General features: G+C 39.6%; 15 protein-coding genes. 12 read left to right on the top strand and 3 right to left on the bottom strand.

The features are described from left to right. Positions 1 to 139: 139 nt before the first annotated feature. Complete coding sequence (locus AACZ73_RS06495; protein WP_339876483.1) at positions 140 to 2386, bottom strand: Tex family protein; 2247 nt, start codon at positions 2384 to 2386, stop codon at positions 140 to 142. 266 nt (positions 2387 to 2652) lie between these two features. Between AACZ73_RS06495 and AACZ73_RS06490 the strand changes: the two genes are divergently transcribed. The 7 genes from AACZ73_RS06490 to AACZ73_RS06460 all read left to right on the top strand — a co-directional run bounded on the left by AACZ73_RS06490 (position 2653) and on the right by AACZ73_RS06460 (position 11665). After that, on the top strand, positions 2653 to 3240 hold the full coding sequence (locus AACZ73_RS06490; RefSeq protein WP_339876481.1) for a TlpA disulfide reductase family protein: 588 nt from the start codon (positions 2653 to 2655) through the stop codon (positions 3238 to 3240). A 188-nt stretch (positions 3241 to 3428) separates the two neighbouring features. After that, positions 3429 to 5819, top strand: a complete 2391-nt coding sequence (locus tag AACZ73_RS06485; protein ID WP_339876479.1) for a hypothetical protein — start codon at positions 3429 to 3431, stop codon at positions 5817 to 5819. 5 nt (positions 5820 to 5824) lie between these two features. Then, entirely contained in the window at positions 5825 to 6523 is a 699-nt protein-coding gene (locus AACZ73_RS06480) for a hypothetical protein (protein WP_339876478.1), read from the top strand. Continuing rightward, complete coding sequence (locus AACZ73_RS06475) at positions 6523 to 7797, top strand: cation:proton antiporter (RefSeq protein WP_339876477.1); 1275 nt, start codon at positions 6523 to 6525, stop codon at positions 7795 to 7797. Before AACZ73_RS06480 ends, AACZ73_RS06475 begins: the two co-directional genes overlap by 1 nt. A gap of 160 nt (positions 7798 to 7957) precedes the next feature. Beyond that, positions 7958 to 10294, top strand: a complete 2337-nt coding sequence (locus AACZ73_RS06470; RefSeq protein WP_339876476.1) for a glycoside hydrolase family 95 protein — start codon at positions 7958 to 7960, stop codon at positions 10292 to 10294. 57 nt (positions 10295 to 10351) lie between these two features. Further along, complete coding sequence (locus tag AACZ73_RS06465; protein WP_339876474.1) at positions 10352 to 11002, top strand: hypothetical protein; 651 nt, start codon at positions 10352 to 10354, stop codon at positions 11000 to 11002. A gap of 69 nt (positions 11003 to 11071) precedes the next feature. Then, positions 11072 to 11665 carry a hypothetical protein gene (locus tag AACZ73_RS06460; protein WP_339876472.1) on the top strand — a complete coding sequence of 198 codons (594 nt, stop codon included), beginning with the start codon at positions 11072 to 11074 and terminating at the stop codon, positions 11663 to 11665. A gap of 100 nt (positions 11666 to 11765) precedes the next feature. Here AACZ73_RS06460 and AACZ73_RS06455 read toward each other — a convergent pair whose 3' ends face one another. Beyond that, positions 11766 to 12374 carry a hypothetical protein gene (locus AACZ73_RS06455; RefSeq protein ID WP_339876471.1) on the bottom strand — a complete coding sequence of 203 codons (609 nt, stop codon included), beginning with the start codon at positions 12372 to 12374 and terminating at the stop codon, positions 11766 to 11768. A gap of 376 nt (positions 12375 to 12750) precedes the next feature. On the opposite strand from AACZ73_RS06455, the gene AACZ73_RS06450 reads away from it, so the two are divergent. The 4 genes from AACZ73_RS06450 to AACZ73_RS06435 all read left to right on the top strand — a co-directional run bounded on the left by AACZ73_RS06450 (position 12751) and on the right by AACZ73_RS06435 (position 17988). Beyond that, positions 12751 to 13521 (top strand): Ku protein, encoded by a 771-nt coding sequence (locus AACZ73_RS06450; RefSeq protein ID WP_339876469.1) that lies wholly within the window; start codon positions 12751 to 12753, stop codon positions 13519 to 13521. Then, positions 13521 to 15938 carry a DNA ligase D gene (ligD, locus tag AACZ73_RS06445; protein ID WP_339876467.1) on the top strand — a complete coding sequence of 806 codons (2418 nt, stop codon included), beginning with the start codon at positions 13521 to 13523 and terminating at the stop codon, positions 15936 to 15938. Before AACZ73_RS06450 ends, ligD begins: the two co-directional genes overlap by 1 nt. Positions 15939 to 16121: 183 nt before the next feature. After that, positions 16122 to 17396 (top strand): sorbosone dehydrogenase family protein, encoded by a 1275-nt coding sequence (locus tag AACZ73_RS06440; RefSeq protein ID WP_339876465.1) that lies wholly within the window; start codon positions 16122 to 16124, stop codon positions 17394 to 17396. A gap of 205 nt (positions 17397 to 17601) precedes the next feature. After that, positions 17602 to 17988: a hypothetical protein gene (locus AACZ73_RS06435; RefSeq protein ID WP_339876463.1), complete on the top strand. Its 387-nt coding sequence runs from the start codon at positions 17602 to 17604 to the stop codon at positions 17986 to 17988. A 772-nt stretch (positions 17989 to 18760) separates the two neighbouring features. Here the strand turns inward: AACZ73_RS06435 and AACZ73_RS06430 are convergent. Next, positions 18761 to 19471 (bottom strand): NUDIX domain-containing protein, encoded by a 711-nt coding sequence (locus AACZ73_RS06430; protein ID WP_339876461.1) that lies wholly within the window; start codon positions 19469 to 19471, stop codon positions 18761 to 18763. Positions 19472 to 19561: 90 nt separating this feature from the next. On the opposite strand from AACZ73_RS06430, the gene AACZ73_RS06425 reads away from it, so the two are divergent. After that, on the top strand, positions 19562 to 21205 hold the full coding sequence (locus tag AACZ73_RS06425; RefSeq protein ID WP_339876459.1) for a carboxylesterase family protein: 1644 nt from the start codon (positions 19562 to 19564) through the stop codon (positions 21203 to 21205). The last annotated feature ends 219 nt before the right edge of the window (positions 21206 to 21424 follow it).

Genomic DNA, 21424 nt, shown 5'->3' with positions numbered 1-21424 from the left:
TCGAACATTTTTGTTCGCTTTCGGGCGAAGGTAAATTGGGAATTGTAGTTTCACTTCGACAAAATCCTTAACCATAAAACCCCGAGACTTTCATCTCAGGGTTCTTTTCAAATTCTTTTACAATTCGCCGTTTAAACCATCAACCTCCAAACTTCCCTTTCAGTGCAGCCAGTTTATCAGCCATAGAGCCTTCCTGTTCCTGACGTTGAGGTTTGGCAGCAGGCTTTTTTTCCATCTTTTTCCCTCGCTCCGCAAATGGATCTGATTTCATACTCAGCCCAACTCGCTTTCTAGGAATATCAACTTCCATCACAGTCACTTGCACTTTTTGATTAACGGAGACGATTTCATTTGGGTCTTTCACAAAACGATCAGCAAGATGACTCAAATGAACCAATCCATCCTGATGAACTCCCACATCCACAAAAGCCCCAAAAGCCGTAATATTGGTCACTACGCCGGGTAGCTTCATTCCTACTTTCAGGTCAGACATGCTATTCACTGATTCCTCAAAAGCAAAAACTTCGAATGTCTCACGGGGATCTCTTCCAGGCTTTGCAAGTTCCTCCAAAATATCCTGAAGCGTAGGCAGACCAACCGTTTCAGAAACGTACTTCTTTAGGGAAATCCGATTTCTCAAATCCTCCGAACTCATCAAATCTGACACCGAGGCATTCACATCTTTAGCCATTTGCTCCACCAAAGCATAGCGCTCCGGGTGAACTGCGGAAGAATCCAGCGGATGCTTTGCCTTGCTAATTCTCAAGAATCCAGCTGCCTGCTCAAATGCTTTATCTCCTAATCTTGGCACTTTCTTCAATTGTGCGCGACTTTTGAATGGCCCATTCTCATTTCTGAATTCAACAATATTCTGAGCCAAAGTTGGGCCCAAGCCAGAAACGTAGGTCAACAGTTGCCTGGAAGCAAGATTCACTTCCACTCCTACTCCATTTACAGCAGACATCACGGTATCATCCAATGCATTCTTCAAGGCATTCTGATCTACGTCATGCTGGTACTGACCCACGCCTATGGATTTAGGATCGATTTTCACTAACTCCGCCAAAGGATCCATGAGTCTCCTCCCGATAGAAACTGCGCCTCGCACAGTCAAATCCAGATCTGGAAATTCCTCACGTGCTACATCTGAGGCAGAATAAATGGATGCTCCTGATTCGTTCACCATGGTTACGATCACAGATTTTGAAAGACCCAGCCCTTTTATAAAAGCTTCTGTCTCACGCCCAGCAGTTCCATTACCAATAGCAATTGCTTCTATCCCATATTTCTCCACCAAACCTTTTACATTCATCGCAGCTTCCTGACTTCTGCGATTAGCTTCATGAGGAAAAATAGCTTCATAGTGTAAGAATTGGCCTTGTGGTCCTAGGCATACCAATTTACAGCCTGTTCGGAAACCCGGGTCAATTGCCATCACAGACTTTTCTCCCAAAGGTGCTCCTAGAAGCAGCTGACGAAGATTCTCAGTAAATACCTTGATTGCTTCCTCATCAGCTTTACGTTTGGTAAGCAATCGAACTTCAGTTTCCATGCTTGGCTTAAGCAATCTTCTGTAGCAATCTTTGATCGCTAGCTTCACTTGATCCACAGAAGAATTGGAGGCGTCCTCCAAAATCATCTTTTCCATCTGATAGATAGCCGAAGCCTCTTCAGGAACAGAATCCAACATTAAAAACAATTCTTTCTCTCCTCTTCTCATCGCCAAAACGCGGTGAGATGGAGCCGATTTTATCGGTTCAGACCATTCGAAGTAGTCCTTATATTTTATGGCTTCCTGCTCTTTTCCTGGCAAAACCTTCGAAGAGAAAACTCCCTCTTCCAAAAACAGCTTACGCATTTTCTCCCTTAATTCAGCCTTTTCATTGATCCACTCTGCCATTATATCGCGGGCACCCTGCAAAGCCTCCTCTGTATTGTTTACTTCCTTAGAGGCATCCACAAACTTCTCTGCTTCAGCATACAGATCAATAGATTTTTGCTCAAAAATCTGCTCAGCAAGTGGCTCCAAGCCCTTTTCTCTGGCAATGGTTGCCTTTGTTCTACGCTTAGGCTTATAAGGCAAATAGATATCTTCGAGCTTTGACATAGTCTCCGCTGCCTCCACTTTACTTTTCAATTCATCAGTCAATTTTCCTTGCTCTTCAATCGACTTAAGCACAGCTTCTTTTCGCTTTGCCAGCTCTCTCAACTGTAACACCCGGTCACGAATAGCAGCTACTTGCACCTCATCCAGCTCACCAGTTGCTTCTTTTCTATATCGGGAAATAAATGGAACCGTTCCGCCTTCGTCCAGTAACTGCACCGTAGCATTTACTTGATGGGGTTTGATTTGGAGTTCTGCGGCTATTTGTACTTCGTAATTCATATGTGAATGGAAATTCTAATCTTAATTTGTGCTGCAAGTTAAACCTCCTTTTGGAGACAAAAAGTGTGTAATGTGAGGGTTGTCACTAAGAGTCTGATTTTAAGATTGTAAAATTGGAAGATTTTAAAATTGAAAAATTTCGTCAAATCAAGTGGTTCTACCGTAAATCGTATTTCGTACTTCGCAAAATCATTCTTAATTAAAACTTAAAAGAGTTAAATGTGCTCCCTCTTTGGACTTGGTACATTGGACTTTGGACTCAAATAATGGATTGGAAAAAAGAAATCAAGAGCTGGGGGATTATGCTCAGTATGGTTGCATTTTTATATTTCACGGGGCTTCTGCCGGTTATCATCGGTGGTATCCAGTCAGTTTTACTTTCCACCGGATTGATCAAACCAAAACTCGAGGTTCCAGATCTGACAGATAAGCAATTCGATTATAGAGGGAAGTTTCAAACCTTTGACCAAAAGCAGCTTAATCTGGAAAGCTACCGAGGCAAAACCTTATTTATAAATATATGGGCTTCCTGGTGCGGACCTTGTCGAGCAGAAATGCCCCATATTTCAGAATTGTATAAATCAGTCCAAAATGAACCTGATTTAGAATTTCTTCTTATTGGCATCGATAACGACATCGAAAAAAGCACTGATTTCTTAGAAGGAAAAAGCTGGACTTTCCCTACAGCCCATGCGAGTTATGGATTAAATCAAAGTCTTCAAAGCCAATCAATTCCAACTACATTAGTCGTAAATCCAGCAGGAAAAATCGTTTTCTATCAGGAAGGAATGAGCAATTTTAACACAAACGAATTCCGTGAGTTTTTAAGAAACCAATCCAATATTTCAGAATAAGACTACTACCAAAAAGACTGGAATGGTAGAGATTTTAATGAGTATCTGTCAAAATTTTTATAATTTATCATTTCCCTATCGGTTTAATACTTGATTAAACCATTTAACTTAAACTTTCGCTAGAACAAAAATCAACTTGGGTTTTATAACTCATTTTTCTTTTTCCTAGACTTCCATTTTCAGCATCTATGAACGAAAACAGTCCTTCCACACAAGAATTCGAAGTAAACGAAGGTGAATTGATGGAACCTGTACTTCAGGAATTCCACCAATTCAATGCTGGACTAGCTACGCAAAATTCCCCGGATGAACTCTATTCTTACCTTCTAGACCATGCTAGAGTTTTACTGGAAACATATTGCAAAGCTGGAGAAGCTTGCCAAGCAATTAAAGGAGACGATATAGAATTAACTGATCCTGACCATTTTTTGCTTCATTTCTCGTATCCTGATAGATTCAAATCCATCATACTACTTATAAGAGATAGTTTATTGCAACTGAGCATTGCTAAGCTTCGCTCCCTGGAGAATCTAACTTCGGAGGGAAAAGTGCTGGATCATTTTGAGGAAACGAAGGACTTACTTCAAACTGAATCAGAAAAAACACTTAAATACTTTCAGGTAGAGCGGAAAAGCATTTTGGAAAAACCGGAAGTTCTAAAGCGTAAACTTGATGCAGTAAAGCATTATTCTAATCCCTGGAAAACCTATCATTCCCAATTTCAAACCATATTTAGTCAGTTCAAAGATATTGATCTGACTCATAAGGCACTCAAAAAAACCATAGCGCAATATCAGTTGATAAGCGAAATGGTGCTCCAAATGAGAACTGATGTGCAAAAAACCAATGCTCTGTTTGCGAGCAAGGTCAACCTCTGTCTCCAAGGTTTAGAAAAAATCAGTGAAATAGAACAACTCAATGATACGATCAAGTTATTTGATGATCTGATTACATCCGGAATCAGCCAGAATATCCGGCCAGAAACCACCATCCGTGATTTAGAGGACTCTGTAGATAAGCTTTCTTCGCTTTCAGTTCCAGTTGCTACCAGAGACGGCTACTTGGTTTTGAAAAAGATAGATTTCAAAAAATCTGCTGAAAAGTGGTTGGATTATGAAATCCTCCCCTACCTCTCTGATTTATGGGATGGTCAGGAAGCCAATTTTTCACATCTCCTGAATGTAGCTTCGCAAATCAAAAGCAGTTTGCAGGTAGCTAAGAAAACCCAGCGTCTAAACTCTTTTCATGGGGAATTTGCTTCTCTGAACTCTATCAATCAAGAGCAGAAAAATACGATTTCCCAAAGTGAAGATGCAGCTCGTCATATAGAAGAGAAGCTTGCCCAAAAATTTAAAGTCACTGTCATCTACAATGAAGATGAATACCTCAAGGTTCCTTTACAGACTAATTTTTCGATGTTATCCAGCCACAAAACCGGTAACTTCAGAAGTTTATCAACAAAGCTAGCCCAGGTTTTTAAAAATGTTGGAAAGCAAGTAAAAGATGTTCAGGAAAAGACTCCGCATCAAAAGTTAGAAATAGCTTTGGAGATACTGGAAACAAGAAACGAGAAAGAGATCCCAGACCATTATCACTCCTTGTTCTTAAACAAAAATTTCATCGGAGATCTATTTCTGGTCAAGCGAACCCGTCAGGAAGAAATGTTGGAAAAAATCATAGGCTATTGGAAAAAAGGTCAGAGCCGATCTATTGCAGTAGTGGGTGATCCGCTAAGTGGTAAATCCACTTTGATGGAATTTGCCACGCACAAATTCAAGTCAAATGATGCCCATTACCTAGTACCCGGAAATGAGATTAGCATAGAGGGCAGAAAGCTCAAAATGGGTAGAAATTTGGAAGAAGTCTTAAGCTTTGTACGAAGGTCCATCAGCAATTCAAAACCAATATTGATATTGGATGATCTTCACTTATGGAGAGATTCAGAGCGATCTCTAATTTCTAATGTCACCGCTTTGTTGGACTTTATAAGTTTAAGCGCATCCAAAGCCTTTGTGATCGTCGGTATGAATAATTCTCTTCGATTACATTTAGACTGTAGAATTCCATTTTCCCAAACATTCACAAATATTCTTGACACGAATATTTCCTCCACTGACGAAATCTACAGGGCTGTTTTGCTTCGCCACGGTGCATCTCATCGCGCCCTGTTTGAAAAGGAAGGCAAAATAATGACTGAAGAGCAAATCAGAAAAAAGATAAGCTGGCTAACGAAAAAGTTTGATTACAATGTCGGCGCAGTATTACAGGCATGGATTTTCTGCACAGATGTGCAGGAAGATGGCTCTATTCAATTTTCAGAAAAAGAAATTCATCTCAACGATTTTCTATCTACAACAGAACTGTTGATTTTAAAAAATTGCTTGCTTTTTGGATACAGCAGTGATCTTGAATTGAAAAATCTATTTACTGACCGGTTCGAATCTGAGTATAAACCAGCAATTAGAAAACTATTAAATATTGGCGTTTTAGATAGAGACCCAAATGGTTACTTAATAGTGAAAAACACCGTCAGGCAGGATCTTTATTCTATTTTGAAATACCGTGAACTACTTGTCTAAACGATATGAATAACTGGAATGATCTTTACATATTGATCCTAATCGTCTTTGCGGTTTACTTTTTCCTATTCCTGTTTTTTTTCGGATTCACTCGATATCTGAAAAAAAGACGGATTAACGATCAATATTTAGCTTTAATAAATAAGATAAGGCTGTTTTATAAGCCAGTAGCATGGCTTGTTATCATTGGAGGTTTTATCGCTTTAGACCCAATGACTCATGGATTAATCATTTTATTGGTTGCCGGATTTGGATACAAACAACTGGGTAACTACATCAGTGGCTTATTCATCCGCGCCAGTCCTATGGTGGTGACAGATACCTTAGTGAAAGCTGGAAAAATCCATGGGAGAATTAATCGAATAGGGAGTCTGGGAATGGTACTTGGCACAGACCAAGGAGAACGCTGGGTTTGGTACAATTTCTTCGATAAAACTGGATTTACGCTAATTTCCAATCAGACTAACGTGCTGCAACGGGCACTTTATTTACGCACAGACCTTGGCAAGGAAGGGATTTTGGATTTGGTTTTCAATCATCCCATTATAGCCTTGGGTAAACCTGTAAATGTGAAAGAACTCCCTAATAAAAACATCTTCCTGATGCACTATACGCTTGTGAAAGGCGCAAAACATGAAGACTTTATAAACTATTTGCATGGCCACAACGTCATGACCAATTCCACAGAAAATTTTGATGCCTAATGGAAATCATCTCCTCATATAACCTGATCATTGAGTTTTCAGTGATCATTATTCTTTCTTTCCTCTTTAATGGTTTGTCTAAAAAAACCAACATTCCTGCGGTATTAATGCTAATAGCATTAGGGGTGATTTTGCAATACGTTTTACAGTATTTGACCTCTGTCACCATTGATTTCTTTCCGATACTTGAGGTTCTTGGTATAGTAGGATTGATCATGATTGTATTGGAAGCTGCTCTCGAACTGGAGCTCAAACGTGAAAAGCTGGTGCCAATTCTTAAATCTCTTGCTATTGCACTGATCGGACTTGGACTTTCTACTTGGGCAGCAGCAAGCATACTTTATTATTTTATTCCTGATATGTCCATGCAATCAGCTTGGCTGTACGCAACGCCTTTGTCAATCCTGTCGAGTGCAATTATCATCCCGAGTGTTGCCGGATTGCGGGGCAAAAAAAGAGAATTCCATATCTATGAAAGCACGTTTTCCGATATTCTGGGCATTATGCTTTTTTACTTTCTCACCGGAAAATTAAATCCTGCTGAAGACTCAGGGTTGGTTGGCTTTGGGGGGAATTTCCTTCTGACTATCACCATTTCTTTGATAGCCAGCTATGCGATTATTTTGGTTTTCCAGAAGATTAAAAGCAACGTTAAACTCTTTCTAATGATCGCAGTTTTGCTTTTGCTTTACGCACTAGGCAAAAAAATGCATTTATCGTCACTGATTATAATATTGATTTTTGGGCTAGTAATTGCCAATATGAAGTTGTTTTTCAAAGGACGGAAACTTTCTCGTTTGCTGGATTATGACAAAGCGCATCAGATTTATCATGAGCTGCATACCATTACAGGAGAGACAGCATTTGTGGTTCGGACACTTTTCTTCGTGATTTTCGGCCTTACTATCGCTATCACTTCACTTTTTAACACCCAAGTAGCATTGATCAGTAGTATGCTGATTCTGTCCATTTATGGAATTCGGATCGTCTTGCTTTTGATTTTTGAAGGTAAGGACATTATCCCCCAAGCTTTTATTGCTCCAAGAGGATTGATCACAGTTTTGCTCTTTTATGCTATTCCTGAAGAAGCCGAGGTAGCTGGATTCGAACCGGGGATTTTGCTATTTGTAATTATTGGTACCAGTTTGATCATGACGTTTGCCATGATTTATGAAAAAAGACGATCTGCAAAAGCTGTGGATGTTGCAAATAACCGCGCGGTTGGGTCAGTGAAATGGAAAGTTCCAAGTGTATTGGAGAACGAGGAAAAATAGAGTCAATTGCTTACCCAGTATCTTTGGAGTATGTTATTAAAATGACTATAAAATAGGACGCTCATTCTCACCGTATTTACTACAGCACCGGAATTTTAGAACGTTTTAGGTTGGGGAGGTCAAAGATTTATCGTAATCTTATTTTTTGACCCAAAATATCATGAAAAAGTTCTTCCTAAGTGTCCTAATCACGCTTTGCCTATATAACTTAAGCTATTCCCAATCCTCTCCAATTCTTTGGTATAACCAACCTGCAGTAGAATGGGAAGAAGGTTTACCCGTAGGAAATGGTCATCTCGGAGCTATTGTAATGGGCTTACCCGGAAAGGAACATTTACAGCTTAACGAGGATTCGCTCTGGCCCGGTGGATATGATGATTGGGGACTTGCTGAGGGAAAAAGAGCCGATTTAGATCAAATCAGAACTTATCTATTGGCTGGCGAAAACAAAAAGGCCGATTCACTTTTGGTATTAAAATTCTCCAGAAAAGAAGTGACTAGATCTCACCAAACTATGGGGGACCTATGGTTTGATTTTGATTGGTCAGAAACCACTAATTACAGAAGAAGTCTAAACCTGGAGACAGCAACAGTTCTCACGCAGTTCAAAAGTGAAGGATATGAGATAAGCCAAGAGGTAATTGCCTCTGCACCAGATGATGCCTTGATCATAAGATTTAAGACTGATCATCCAAAGGGCTTTAACGGCAAAATCACCATGAACCGTCCTGAAGACAATGGTTTTGCGACAGCAAAAACAATTGCGTTGAATCAGAGCCAACTCGAAATGTCTGGCAAGATCACACAGAGGGGTGGTCATTTGGATTCCAAGCCTATTGAGATTTTAAATGGTGTGGAATTCCAAACCTTGCTTTTTGCGCAAAACCAATCAGGAGAAATCTCCACCTCTGATTCTACTTTAATTGTATCGGGTGTACAAGAATTTACTCTCAAACTGGTCTCTGAAACTTCATTTTACCATGAAGATTACGTAGCCGAAGCAGCTAGACAATTAGAATCAATTCAGTTGAAAAGCTGGGGTGAAATCCTCCACTCTCATGAGAAAGAATATGCAACTTGGTTTGAGCGGATGAAGCTAGACTTGGGATCTATAGAGCCGGACAATATACCAACGGATAAAAGAATAGAGCGTGTAAAAGATGGAGCCACTGACTTGCATCTTGAGAAAATACTTTTCGATTACGGTAGGTATTTATTGATTTCTTCCAGCCGCCCAGGAACGAATCCAGCAAACCTTCAAGGAATTTGGAACAACCATATTGCCGCGCCATGGAACGCCGATTACCATGTAAATATCAATCTTCAGATGAATTATTGGCCGGCAGATGTGACCAATTTAAGCGAATTAAATCAGCCACTTTTTGATTTTATAGACGGTGTAATCGAGAATGGTAAGCTTGCCGCCCGAGAGAATTTTGACATGAACGGGTCTATGGTCCCTCATACCACTGACTTGTGGCAAGTAGCATTTTTGCGAGCTGCCACAGCCTATTGGGGAAGTTTGATAGGTGCTGGGGGATGGATAGGCAGGCATTATTGGGATCATTATTTATTTACTCAGGATCATAAATTCCTGGAAGAGCGAGCTTTTCCAGCATTGGAAGCGATATCAGCTTTTTACTCGGATTGGCTGGTAGAATATCCAGAAGACGGATCCCTTGTATCCTCTCCTTCCACATCACCGGAAAATCAATTTATCAATGCAAAAGGAGAAAAAGTAGCTGCCACTATGGGAGCTGCGATGGATCAACAGATTATTGCGGATGTTTTCAATAATTATTTGAAAGCTTCTGAAATCCTTGGCAAACAAACGCCACTTCAGGAGAAAGTAGCAGCGCAATTAGAAAACCTTCGTCCAGGAGTTAAAATAGCTGAGGATGGAAGAATTTTGGAATGGGATCAGCCTTATGAAGAAGATGAACCTGGCCATAGACATATGTCCCATTTGTATGCCTTTCATCCCGGAGATGCAATTACCAAAAGTGAAACCCCGGAAGCTTTTGCCGCAGTCAGAAAGACACTAGAATACCGACTGGCTAATGGCGGAGCTGGCACTGGATGGTCAAGAGCTTGGCTGATCAATTTCTCAGCGAGATTGCAGGATGGGGAGATGGCTCACGAGCACATCCAGAAGTTGCTTTCCCAATCACTTTATCCAAATTTATTTGACAGTCATCCGCCTTTTCAAATTGATGGAAATTTTGGCTACACGGCTGGTGTGGCAGAGATGTTGGTTCAGTCACATGAATCAGGCATGATCAGGCTCTTACCAGCTTTGCCAAAGGCATGGAAAAATGGTAGCGTCTCCGGTTTGAAAGCTAGAGGAGACTATACAATAGATATGAGTTGGGAAGAAGGTCAGTTGAAATTTTACAGAATTTCGGCCGGAAACAACGGAAAAGTCATGGTGTACTATGATGGGTCTGAAATGGATCTGGATTTAGAAAAAGGCCAGAGCTTTGAGATAGAAATGTAAACTATCAGAACGTCCCCATTATTTAACCGTCATGCAGTATGCTTAATCAAATACATCATGAATAATAACTTTTATATTTTAATTCTAGCAGCGGGCCTTTTGACTAGTGCTTGCTCCCCTTCAAGAAATTCAGATACTGAAAATGAAATGAAGGAAGATTCTCAGGATTCCAATGGCTCTATAGCTGAGTCTGCATCAGCTATAGACAATAGCTTAAAATTTGACCAAGAAATCACTTTGCAAGGGATTACTTTTACAGTTTCAGCCAACAATCAAAAACCGATTAACTCAGTAAGGCTAGCTACATCTGGCCTCCAGAGTGATGGCGAACCGCAGACGATAGAAATCGCCGGTGTCTTACTTAAAGCAGAAGCTGAAGACATGAACTCGGATGGATCGCCTGAAGTAATTTTATTTTTTAACAGTTACGATTCTATTCCTGAAGAATTTGCCATTGGCTTTTCCGTGAACAACCTGCTTTCAATGAGCAGAGTGACTATTCCACCGCTGACTCCAGAGCAAGAGCAAGGATATCAAGGAGGTGGTGATATGGCAATAGTAGAAACTAAACTGGTAAGGAGATTTCCGATCTATGAAAAGGAAGGAACCCAATGGGTAAAAACTAATAAAATGCGCCAAATGCAATATTCTCTCAAAGAAGGAGAAGCTATGCGACAATTTGTTTTGGACAAAACCATTGAATATTAGATGTTTCCTATACATGTTGCCAACGTTCTCAATAAAGGTTAAATTACTTCTCACTAACCCTAAAAGACCATGAAAATCTCAATAAGTATATTTTTAATAGGATTGGCTACCAGCCCAGCTTTCTCCCAAGATGCGGTAGTATCATCCAAAGAAGTTCAAATTAAAACTGCCCTGCTGGCAGCTCCTGAAGAAAAGCAGGACGGCGCAAAAGTACTGGGTTACGATGAAAATGGTGAACTAGTCGAGCTAAGGCAAGGAACAAACGAGATGATCTGTATGGCTGATGATCCTAACGGGAAAGGCTTCAGCGTTTCCTGCTATGCGGCAGATCTGGAGCCATTTATGCAAAGAGGAAGAGAGTTAAAGAAAGAGGGTAAAGATTTTCAGGAGATTTTTGATACGAGAGAAACTGAAGCAAAAAGTGGGAAGCTGAAAATGCCAAAAGAGGGTGCTACCCTATTTGTATTAAGTGCAGAAGATGAAAATTTTAATAAAGAAACAGGAGATATTTCGGATTCATATTTAAGATATGTGGTGTACTTACCTTGGGCAACTGCGGAAACTACCGGTCTACCTTTGAAACCAAGTGCACCCGGAATGCCGTGGATCATGGATCCAGGTACTCATAGAGCGCATATTATGATCACTCCTCCGAGAGATTAGAAAGATGAAAAAACAGATCTATTACTGCTTTCACTAAAAAAGCTCTGATATTTTAACTATCAGAGCTTTCATTTTTGACATTATACCTTCTCAATAATAATCAATTCTGTAGAGATCGATCCATATTCAGATTAAGTCCCGAAACTTCTATTTTTTCTACTATGTAGCAATTGGTCAACTTGGAAACCCATTCGTAATCTTCCAGATGGACGTTTGCTAGGCTAACTTTTTTACCAAGATATTTTGCCCAAGTTGCAGCAAAAACAAGCTCATCAGAAAAAATATTATTGATTTTGTCCGAGCTATTCATGCGTTGGCGTGGATCTTTATGCAATTCAATTTCATCGAAATATTGGCCATGATAATGTACAAAGCATTCGACCACCTCTGATAATGATTTTTTACTTTCGTTACTTTCATCTGATTCAATTTCAGATTTTGTATGATTATCAAAACATAGCTTGAGCTTAAAATGCTGACCTAGCGTTGGTATAAGCCAATTATACCAGGACTTCCCTTTTTTAGTACTTGCCTCATTACAATTTATCCCAACTCTAATTTGAGTAACTCCAGATAATTTATTTGAGGAAATAAATTGCTCGATGAGATGCTGCTCATGGAATAGAAACCAGTGGATCGCATCCACACTTTTAGTTAATTCGGAAACTGTTGAAACTCTTTTTTCTGAGTTTTTGGCGGTTGTTATCATGGCTATATTTATTAGTAGATCAGATTCTTGCTGGCATGTAATTCAAAATTCATATCGAGTAAAAACTATCACACCTTTAGACATAAATAGAAAAAGAACGCTTCGATTTAGGATCAAAATTTTTACCATTTTAAAAGACCTAGTTAATAGCATGATATAGAAGGAATTGAAGTTTAGCTCAAAAATTTTGAGAGGTTTTTTTTACCCAATTTGAGCAGCAGAGAGCACAGTGAAAAGCAATAAATAACCGACCTTATTTTTTAAAACCATCCTATCCATAAAACAGAGCTTTTACACCTGTTCTTAGCTTAGTATTGAGCTAAATGAAGTTCCGTGGAATAAAAATTGAGCCTGTTGATTTCAAAATCGACTAACTATGAAATCTCTTTGGAACGGCTCTATCAGCTTCGGACTTGTTAATATTCCTATCAAAATGTATTCTGCCTCCGAGGATAGACGCATAGACCTGGACATGCTGGACAGCAGTGATCATGCACGCATAAGATATCAGCGTGTCAATGAAAATACAGGAAAAGAGGTAGAATGGAAGGATATCGTTAAGGGCTATAAAAAGGATGATAAATACATCATTTTGGATGATGAGGATTTTGAGATAGCAAATGTCAAAAAAAGCAGTACGCTTGAGATAGAGGCATTCGTCGAAGAAACAGAAGTTTCTGACCTACTTTTCAAAAAGCCTTACTATTTGGAACCTCAGAAGGATGGTGGAAAATCTTACAACTTACTTCGAGATAGTCTGAAAAAATCCAAAAAGCTGGGGCTCGCCACGTTCGTCATGCGCCAAAAAGAAAATCTTGCCCTGATCGGAGTTTATCAAAATGTACTCGTCGTTCACGTCATACGCTTCTCCGAAGAAATAAGAGATCCTTCGGAAGTCAAACTGACAAGTACTAAAGTTTCAAAAAAAGAACTGGAAATGGCTGAGTCTCTCATCAAGCAATACACAGAGAAATTTGACTTACAAGCTTATAAAGACACGTATAATGATCAGCTGATGAAAGTGATTGAGTCCAAATCCAAAGGGAAAAAATCAGTTGTCAAAAAAATGAAAACTGAAGCGACTCCGTCTAAAGATTTAATGGCTCAATTAAAGGCAAGCTTGGAAAAACGTAAAAAAGCGTCCTAATGGCACTGGAGGAGTATAATAAAAAGAGGGATTTTAGTAAAACCAGCGAACCAAAAGGTAAACAAGAGAGGTCGAAAGGACAATCCCGATTTGTTATTCAGCGACACGATGCGAGTCATTTGCACTTTGATCTGAGACTGGAAATAGACGGCGTACTCAAAAGCTGGGCTGTACCGAAAGGCCCATCGCTAAATCCAAAAGACAAACGGCTGGCAGTGCAGACGGAAGATCACCCGATGAAATATTTGAATTTCGAAGGCACCATCCCGAAAGGGAACTACGGTGCAGGAGAAATGGAAATCTGGGATTCGGGAACATTTCAGGCAACTTCTAAAGATGCATTGCCGAAAATGTTTGATTCAGGAGATATGAAACTTACTTTTTTTGGCGCCAAAATTCGGGGGGATTTTGCCTTGGTAAGAACAAAGACGGAAGGCAAAAAGCCACAGTGGTTGCTCATCAAGAAAAGGGATGATTTTGCCACTGACTTGGATTATGATGCAAATCTGCATCTTACACCTGTGCCTAATGGCAAAGCTGAAAAAAATTACCATCAGGTGGATTTGGCCACGCCTATCTCCCCTATGCTCGCCGAAAACGGAAAAGTCGATGCATTGAGTAATTCTAAGAACTGGATACATGAAATCAAATGGGATGGCTACCGCATGATCTCACACATTCATGATTTCTCTGTTGCGGGTTATTCCAGAAACGGAATTTCCTACGAAGCAAAATTCCCGGAAATTTTGGAGAGTTTAGAAACGATCCCTCACAGTGCCATCTTGGATGGCGAAGTTGTCAGTTTGAATAAAAAGGGAATTCCTCAATTTCAATGGCTTCAGCATTATGAAAAGGAGCCCAAGGGAGATTTAAAATACATGGTTTTTGACCTACTTTTTCTTGATGATCATAGCCTCACACATCTTCCCCTTACAGATAGAAAAGAACTACTTAAGGAATTGCTGACAAATATTCCGCATGTTGAATTTTCTGAGCATGTTATAGGCAATGGCAAAGCTTTTTACAAGAAGATAGTGAATAAAGGATTTGAAGGAATCGTTTCAAAAAAAGCAGATTCGAGTTATATACCTTCTTCAAGATCAAATAATTGGTTAAAAATTAAACCTGTTGATACCATAGAAACCATCATTTGCGGCTATACACAGTCCGAAAGTAGACCGTTCGGATCATTGATTTTGGGAATGTATGATCAGGACAAATTACGCTACATAGGTAACTGCGGAACTGGATTCTCTGTCAAACAGCAGCGGGAAATGATCTCAGAATTCAATAAAATTGAACAAAAGAAATCTCCCTTTCAGGATAAAATTGATTTAAAAAGAAGGAAGCCTACCTGGATTTCCCCGGTACTGATCGCAGAAGTAAGCTTTGCAGAATGGACCGATGAAAAACGGCTGAGACATCCCGTATTTAAAACACTTCGTCAGGATAAATTTCCAAACGAACTGAAAGTAGACGGCGGTAATGGAAATACGGATTCTAAAAGTAAAAACTCCAAAGAAAGTCTGGACATCAATGGACGGCAAGTAGCAATCACTAATCTCGAAAAGCAACTTTGGCCGAAGGATGGAATTACCAAATATGATCTTATTGATTACTATTTAATGATATCAGAGTCCATTTTGCCCTTTCTTAAAGATCGTCCAGAAAACCTGCACCGCCATCCAAATGCAATTAACCAACCAGGCTTTTATCAGAAAGATACGCCAGATCATGTGCCTGACTGGATCAAAACTATAGATATTCATGCCGAGTCCAGCAATAAAGATGTGTCCTATTTACTTTGCCAAAATGAGGAAACACTTATCTATCTAGCCAATCTTGGCTGCATTGAGCTTAATCCTTGGAACTCTAGAATCGACTCCATAGACAAGCCTGACTACATAGTCATCGATCTAGATCCATCAGAGAAAAACAGTTTCTCGCAAGTGGTAGAAGTGGCCCTAGCATTCAAAGACCTGCTGGATGAGATAAAAGTAAAAGGCTATTGCAAAACTTCCGGTTCAAGTGGACTTCATATTTACATTCCAATGGGAGCGAAATATACCTATGAGGAAGCGAGGAATTTCTGCAAGCTATTATGCGTGATCGTCCATGAGCGGCTACCCGATTTGACTTCCATGGAGCGTAAGATAAAAGATCGAAAGGGAAAACTCTACCTGGATTACTTACAAAATCGGGAAGGTCAGACGCTTGCTGCCCCCTACTGCGTACGTCCCAAACCTTTGGCAACTGTCTCCACTCCATTGCTTTGGGAAGAAGTTACTTCCAAATTAGACAAGGACGAATTCACAATATTCAGTATGAAAGAGCGAATCAAAAAACATCCTAAATTATTTGTTGAGGTATTAGGCAAAGGTGTTGACATCGAAAAAGCACTTGAAAAATTGAGTTGATTCAAACCATCCATAGTCTACGTCTTGGGAAAAAATCACCACGACAAAAATTTCTAGCCAGATTTAAGTGCCCTTTAATTTTCTCATAACCCTCGCATACTCCCTGCAATCAGCGATTTTGGTTCTAAAAATTCTTTGGCTGGCACATTGTAGCAACTAACAATAATTAAACCAGCACAAACTATGAGATTGAATACACCCTGCATAGCAGTTATAGCAGCGATCAGCCTAGCTTCTTGCCAAGATAAAATTTCCAAATCTGAAAAGGAGGAACTATCCGAACAACAACCAGACACTGTCCAAACGGCATTAGGTGAATTAGTCCTGCCTCCTCCATACGCTACTGAGGCGACCTCAAACCAAAGTAAGGTAATTGGATGGCCAGATGATAAAATGCCCGTCGTTCCTGCTGGATTTATGGTACAGAAATTTGCAGAAGATCTGGATAATCCCCGTGCAACCTATGTGGGATCTAACGGTGACGTGTTTGTGGTAGAAAGTAACACAAAAAAAAGTGCAAATCGCATCACAATTTTTCAGGATAAAGATCAGGATGGAAAATATGAAATTAGGGAAGTTTTCAAGGAAGACCTGAATCAGCCTTATGGAATGTTAATCATTGGAGATTCATTCTATGTAGCAAATACTGACGGGCTTTATCAATTTCCTTACAAAGCTGGACAAACCAAATTAGAGGGTGAAGGCAAGCTTATCGTTGAGCTTCCAGCAGGAGGCTATAATAATCACTGGACAAGAAACCTCATTGCGAATGAGGATAATTCAAAAATCTATATTTCTGTAGGATCTGCCAGCAATGTAGCTGAGCATGGGATGGAAGAAGAAATAAGAAGAGCAAACATTTTGGAAGTAAATCCTGATGGAACAGGTGAAATTATTTATGGTAGTGGCCTAAGAAATCCTGTAGGAATGTCTTGGAATCCGGCGACTAAAGAACTTTGGACAGCAGTAAATGAGCGGGATAATCTAGGCAATGAACTGGTACCAGATTATATCACCAGTGTGAAAAAAGGCGGATTTTATGGCTGGCCATACTCTTATTATGGACAAATCGCAGATCCGCGAATGGAAGGCCAAGGCATGGATCTAGTGTCCGAGGCCATTGTCCCTGATGTGCCCGTCGGAAGTCATACGGCTTCTTTAGGGTTGACTTTTTATGACGGAGATTTATTTCCTGCAAAATATAAAAATGGGGCCTTTATAGGACAGCATGGATCATGGAATAGAAAAGAGCTAAGCGGCTATAAAGTGCTTTTCGTCCCATTCGAAGGAGGAAAGCCGACTGGTGATACAGAGGATTTCATGACAGGCTTTGTTTCAGATTCAGAAAAATCTGAAGTATATGGTCGACCGGTGGATGTGTCTGTTTTACCCGATGGTTCCTTGCTTGTAAATGACGACAGCGGAAATACGATTTGGCAAGTGATATCTGTACAATAAAGCCAATATAGAAATCGAGGAAATAATTGCCCGATTTGAGCAAAAGCTAATATAAATTTAAGCTCATATCTGTAAAAATGTGCCCATATATCAAAAATAGCTGCATTCACGCATGCTATTCGTTTGGGTCGAAATTTGCAACTTCTCATCAAGAGGAGTTGCATTTTTACGTAATAACCTACCTAATTAAAGAAGAAATACATTTATGAAAATTCATCCAATTATTTTATCATCCCTTATAGGTTTTGCATTGATTTCTTGCAAAGAGAATAATAGCACAGAAGTACTGGAAGTAGATCAGGAAGTCATAATGGAAGATACTGAAATAGAAAGTGATTCTGTCACCGAGCTGGCCGATGGAAGTAGGGTTCCTGTGGTTATAGAACTTACTGATTCCATTAACATGCCGCAGAAACTTGTTGAAGTGATAGAAAACACCAACGGACTCAGTCCAGATAGCATTCTAGTGAAAAAGCGATATAAGGAAAATAACATCACCTACTATGAACTGGAATTCAAGATGGACGGAGGGAAAAGTGAAACTTTCACCTTTGATGAAGAAGGTAAAATAAAGTCCGAAGACAAAAAATGATCAGTTTGCTCCATTTTAAAAACTACAACTCTTTCGGATAGTATGTATATATTTTTTATGTAAATCAAAACGATGAAACAATCGCATAGCTGGGGAAAAGCTTGTTACTAGGAATAATTTCTTAAAATTGCTCACTTAAAGTAGCAGCACTAGAAATTATTTTCCACATGTCTTATCAAACTGAGCAGCATTTCAAAAATATAGATTTCACCAACGAAGCTTTAGAAGCAGCAGAATACGAGCTCTGCGTCTTCGAACAGTGCATATTTTCAGACCTAAACCTAAAAGGCTTTAGTTTTGAAAATTGCACTTTCAAAAATTGTGATCTCAGTAATATCAAAGTTCCGGATGTCCCTTTTCGACAGGTAAAATTTGATGGTTGCAAAATGTTAGGGATACACTTTCATTCCAGCAATCCATTTTTGTTGGAATTTACTTTTAAAGACAGTCAGATGGCTTATTGTAGCTTTTACAATCTTAAGATCAAAAATTCGAAGTTTTTAAGGTGTAAATTGACAGAAGCGGATTTCACATAGGCTGATCTCAGCGGTGCGGACTTCCAAGGTTCTGATCTCAGCGGAGCAACATTTGATCAAAGTATTCTTGAAAAAGCTGATTTCCGAAATACCATGAATTTTAGCATAAACCCGGAGCTTAACCGAATCAAAGGTGCTTATTTCGATTTGGATGGATTGCCTGGTCTATTAGGGAAATACGGGATAAAAATCGGTTAGCCATTTAATGGGGCTCCAAATATTGCCATTCTTTTGAATTACACTTTTACAGCAGAACTCTTAAAGCTATAAAGGAAAGGAGCTTTGTGTGAACCTCCTGAAAATAGCTTTTCGTGTCTTTCCAATATATTCAAACTGAGCATTTTCCGCTGAAAATTTGCCCTGTTTTGTTCTTCTCCCAAAATTGCTTCATATACCTGTTGCAAATCCTTCATCGTGAAGCGCTCGGGAAGCAAATTGAAGCTCAGTAGTTTATGGTCCAAATTTGACCGAAGATGTTCAAGTGCCTTTTTCACAATTTCGTTGTGATCCATCATCAGCGGAGGAAGCTTATCAAAATCATACCACTCGATAGAGTCTGAAAGTTCATCCGGCTTCGGGACTACATTTTCATAATTGATCAAAGCATAGTAACCCACTGTAATAAATCTTCCCAATACCCAATGATCCTCGACAAAATGCCCCTGTTCTTCTAAAATTCTTCTCATGATCTCTGGATTAAAACGCTCCATGGATCCAAACGTGTGAAACTGCTCTAAATATATCTCGTCCAAGCCAGTGCGCTCCGAAAGCCCACGCTTTACTGATTCATCTAATGGTTCATTTTCTCTCACAAAACCTCCTGGCAGGGCAAAAGTCTTCATGTTATGGTATTCCAAAACCAAAATTTTCAGCTTTTCTCCGGAAAAACCGAAAATAACTGAGTCATAAGAGATATTTGGAAGATATCCTTCCTTGGGTAAAAGCATATACAAAACTATGAAATACTGATATTAGAAATAGGAATTTTAAAAATAAGCATTTACTATTGTTTCACAAAGAAACAATAATTTTATCCCATGAAACCTTACCTTTTAACAGTCCAGATTTTCACGTTGATATTCTGTATTGGAATATCTATCTCAATTAACGCGCAGACCAACAATTCATTTAAAGTGCAAGCAAAAATCAAAAACGGAATTATATCTGGGTCATACGATACCAAAACAGGTATACAAAAATACTTTGGGATTCCATTTGCCAAGCCTCCTGTGAATGAATTACGATGGAAAGCGCCTCAGCCATTGGACAATTGGAATGGTGTAAAGGAAACCAAGAAATTTGGTGCACGAGCAGTTCAAGCACCTGTCTTCGGAGATATGGATTTTAAGTCTGACGGCATTAGCGAAGATTGCCTATATCTTAATGTATGGACACCTGCTGATAGAAAGACAGAGGGTTTACCGGTTTTGGTATACTTCTACGGAGGAGGATTTGTAGCTGGTGACGGATCTGAGCCACGCTACAATGGTGAAGCAATGGCTCAAAAAGGTATAGTCGTAGTGACTGTAAATTACAGATTGAATATTTTTGGCTTCTTTGCTCATCCTGACTTAAGTGCAGAATCAAGCTATAATTCTTCCGGAAATTATGGGCTGTTGGATCAACAAGCCTCTTTGAAATGGGTTCAGGAGAATATTGAAGCCTTTGGTGGAGATCCTAAAAAGGTGACCATCGCAGGTGAGTCAGCAGGCTCTATTTCAGTAAGTTATCAGATGGCTTCTCCCATTTCCAAAGATCTAATTGCAGGTGCAATCGGTGAAAGCGGCGCAGGAATCAATCCAACTTTGGCACCTTTACCCTTGCCCGAAGCTGAGAAACAAGGTGCAGAATTCGCTTCCAAAGCTGGATATAGTAGCATAAAAGAGCTACGTGCACTTTCTACAAAGGAGATTTATGAGATCTACAATGAATCCAAACGCTTTGGTTTCCCGGTAGTTTTAGATGGCTATTTTCTTCCAAAAACACTTCCTGAGATATTCGAAGCTAAAGAGCAATCCATGGTGCCACTTCTTGCCGGATGGAATTCTGCAGAGATTCCAGGTATGGCATTTATGCAGGGTCAACCTTATACTCCAGAAGCATTTATTGCCAAAGTGAAGGAAACTTATCCTAATGATTACGAAGAAGTTTTGAGTTTGCATCCGCATGCTGATGCTAAGGAAGTGGAACACTCAGCGACTAATCTGGCTGCCGATAGATTCATTGCATATTCCACTTGGAAATGGCTAGATCTACATGCCAAGAACTCAGATCAGCCAGTGTATAGATATTTATACAGTAAGCTTCGTCCACCATTGAAAGATTCAAATTTGACCACTGGCCTAGCAGGAGGAGTGGTAGAAGGTGGACCAAAAGCACCAGAACCCATAGGTGCTCCTCATGCCTGCGAAATCGAATATGCCATGGGTAATCTTCCGCTTGTGGATGTCTTTGCCTGGACAGCTGATGATTATAACGTTTCAAAAACCTTTATGAATTACTTTGCAAATTTCATCAAAACAGGAAATCCAAATGGCGATGAACTACCTGAATGGACCGCTTTAACTGGAACTGACACTGCTCCGCCTGTAATGGTAATTGACACCCAAAGTAAATTGGTAAAAGCAACAGACGATGCCAGATATCATTTTCATGACAAATCTTACGGGAATGATAAATAAAAAACCAATCAACCAATAATGTAAAAAGAGAGGCTAATAGCCTCTCTTTTTACATTATCATCTTCCTTTCCATTTGAATAAGGAGAAATAGTCAAAGGCACAAATGAACTAATTATTCTAAAAGAATTCTTTCTATCTATTTTAGGATTATACCGCAATCAAAAAGCATTTTCCGGTCATCTCCGTCAAATCAATACTTACTTCCCTTGGTCTTGCCAG

The organism is uncultured Algoriphagus sp., from assembly GCF_963974835.1.
In the GTDB taxonomy this organism is placed as follows: domain Bacteria; phylum Bacteroidota; class Bacteroidia; order Cytophagales; family Cyclobacteriaceae; genus Algoriphagus.
This window is presented reverse-complemented; position numbering and strand designations above follow the sequence as displayed.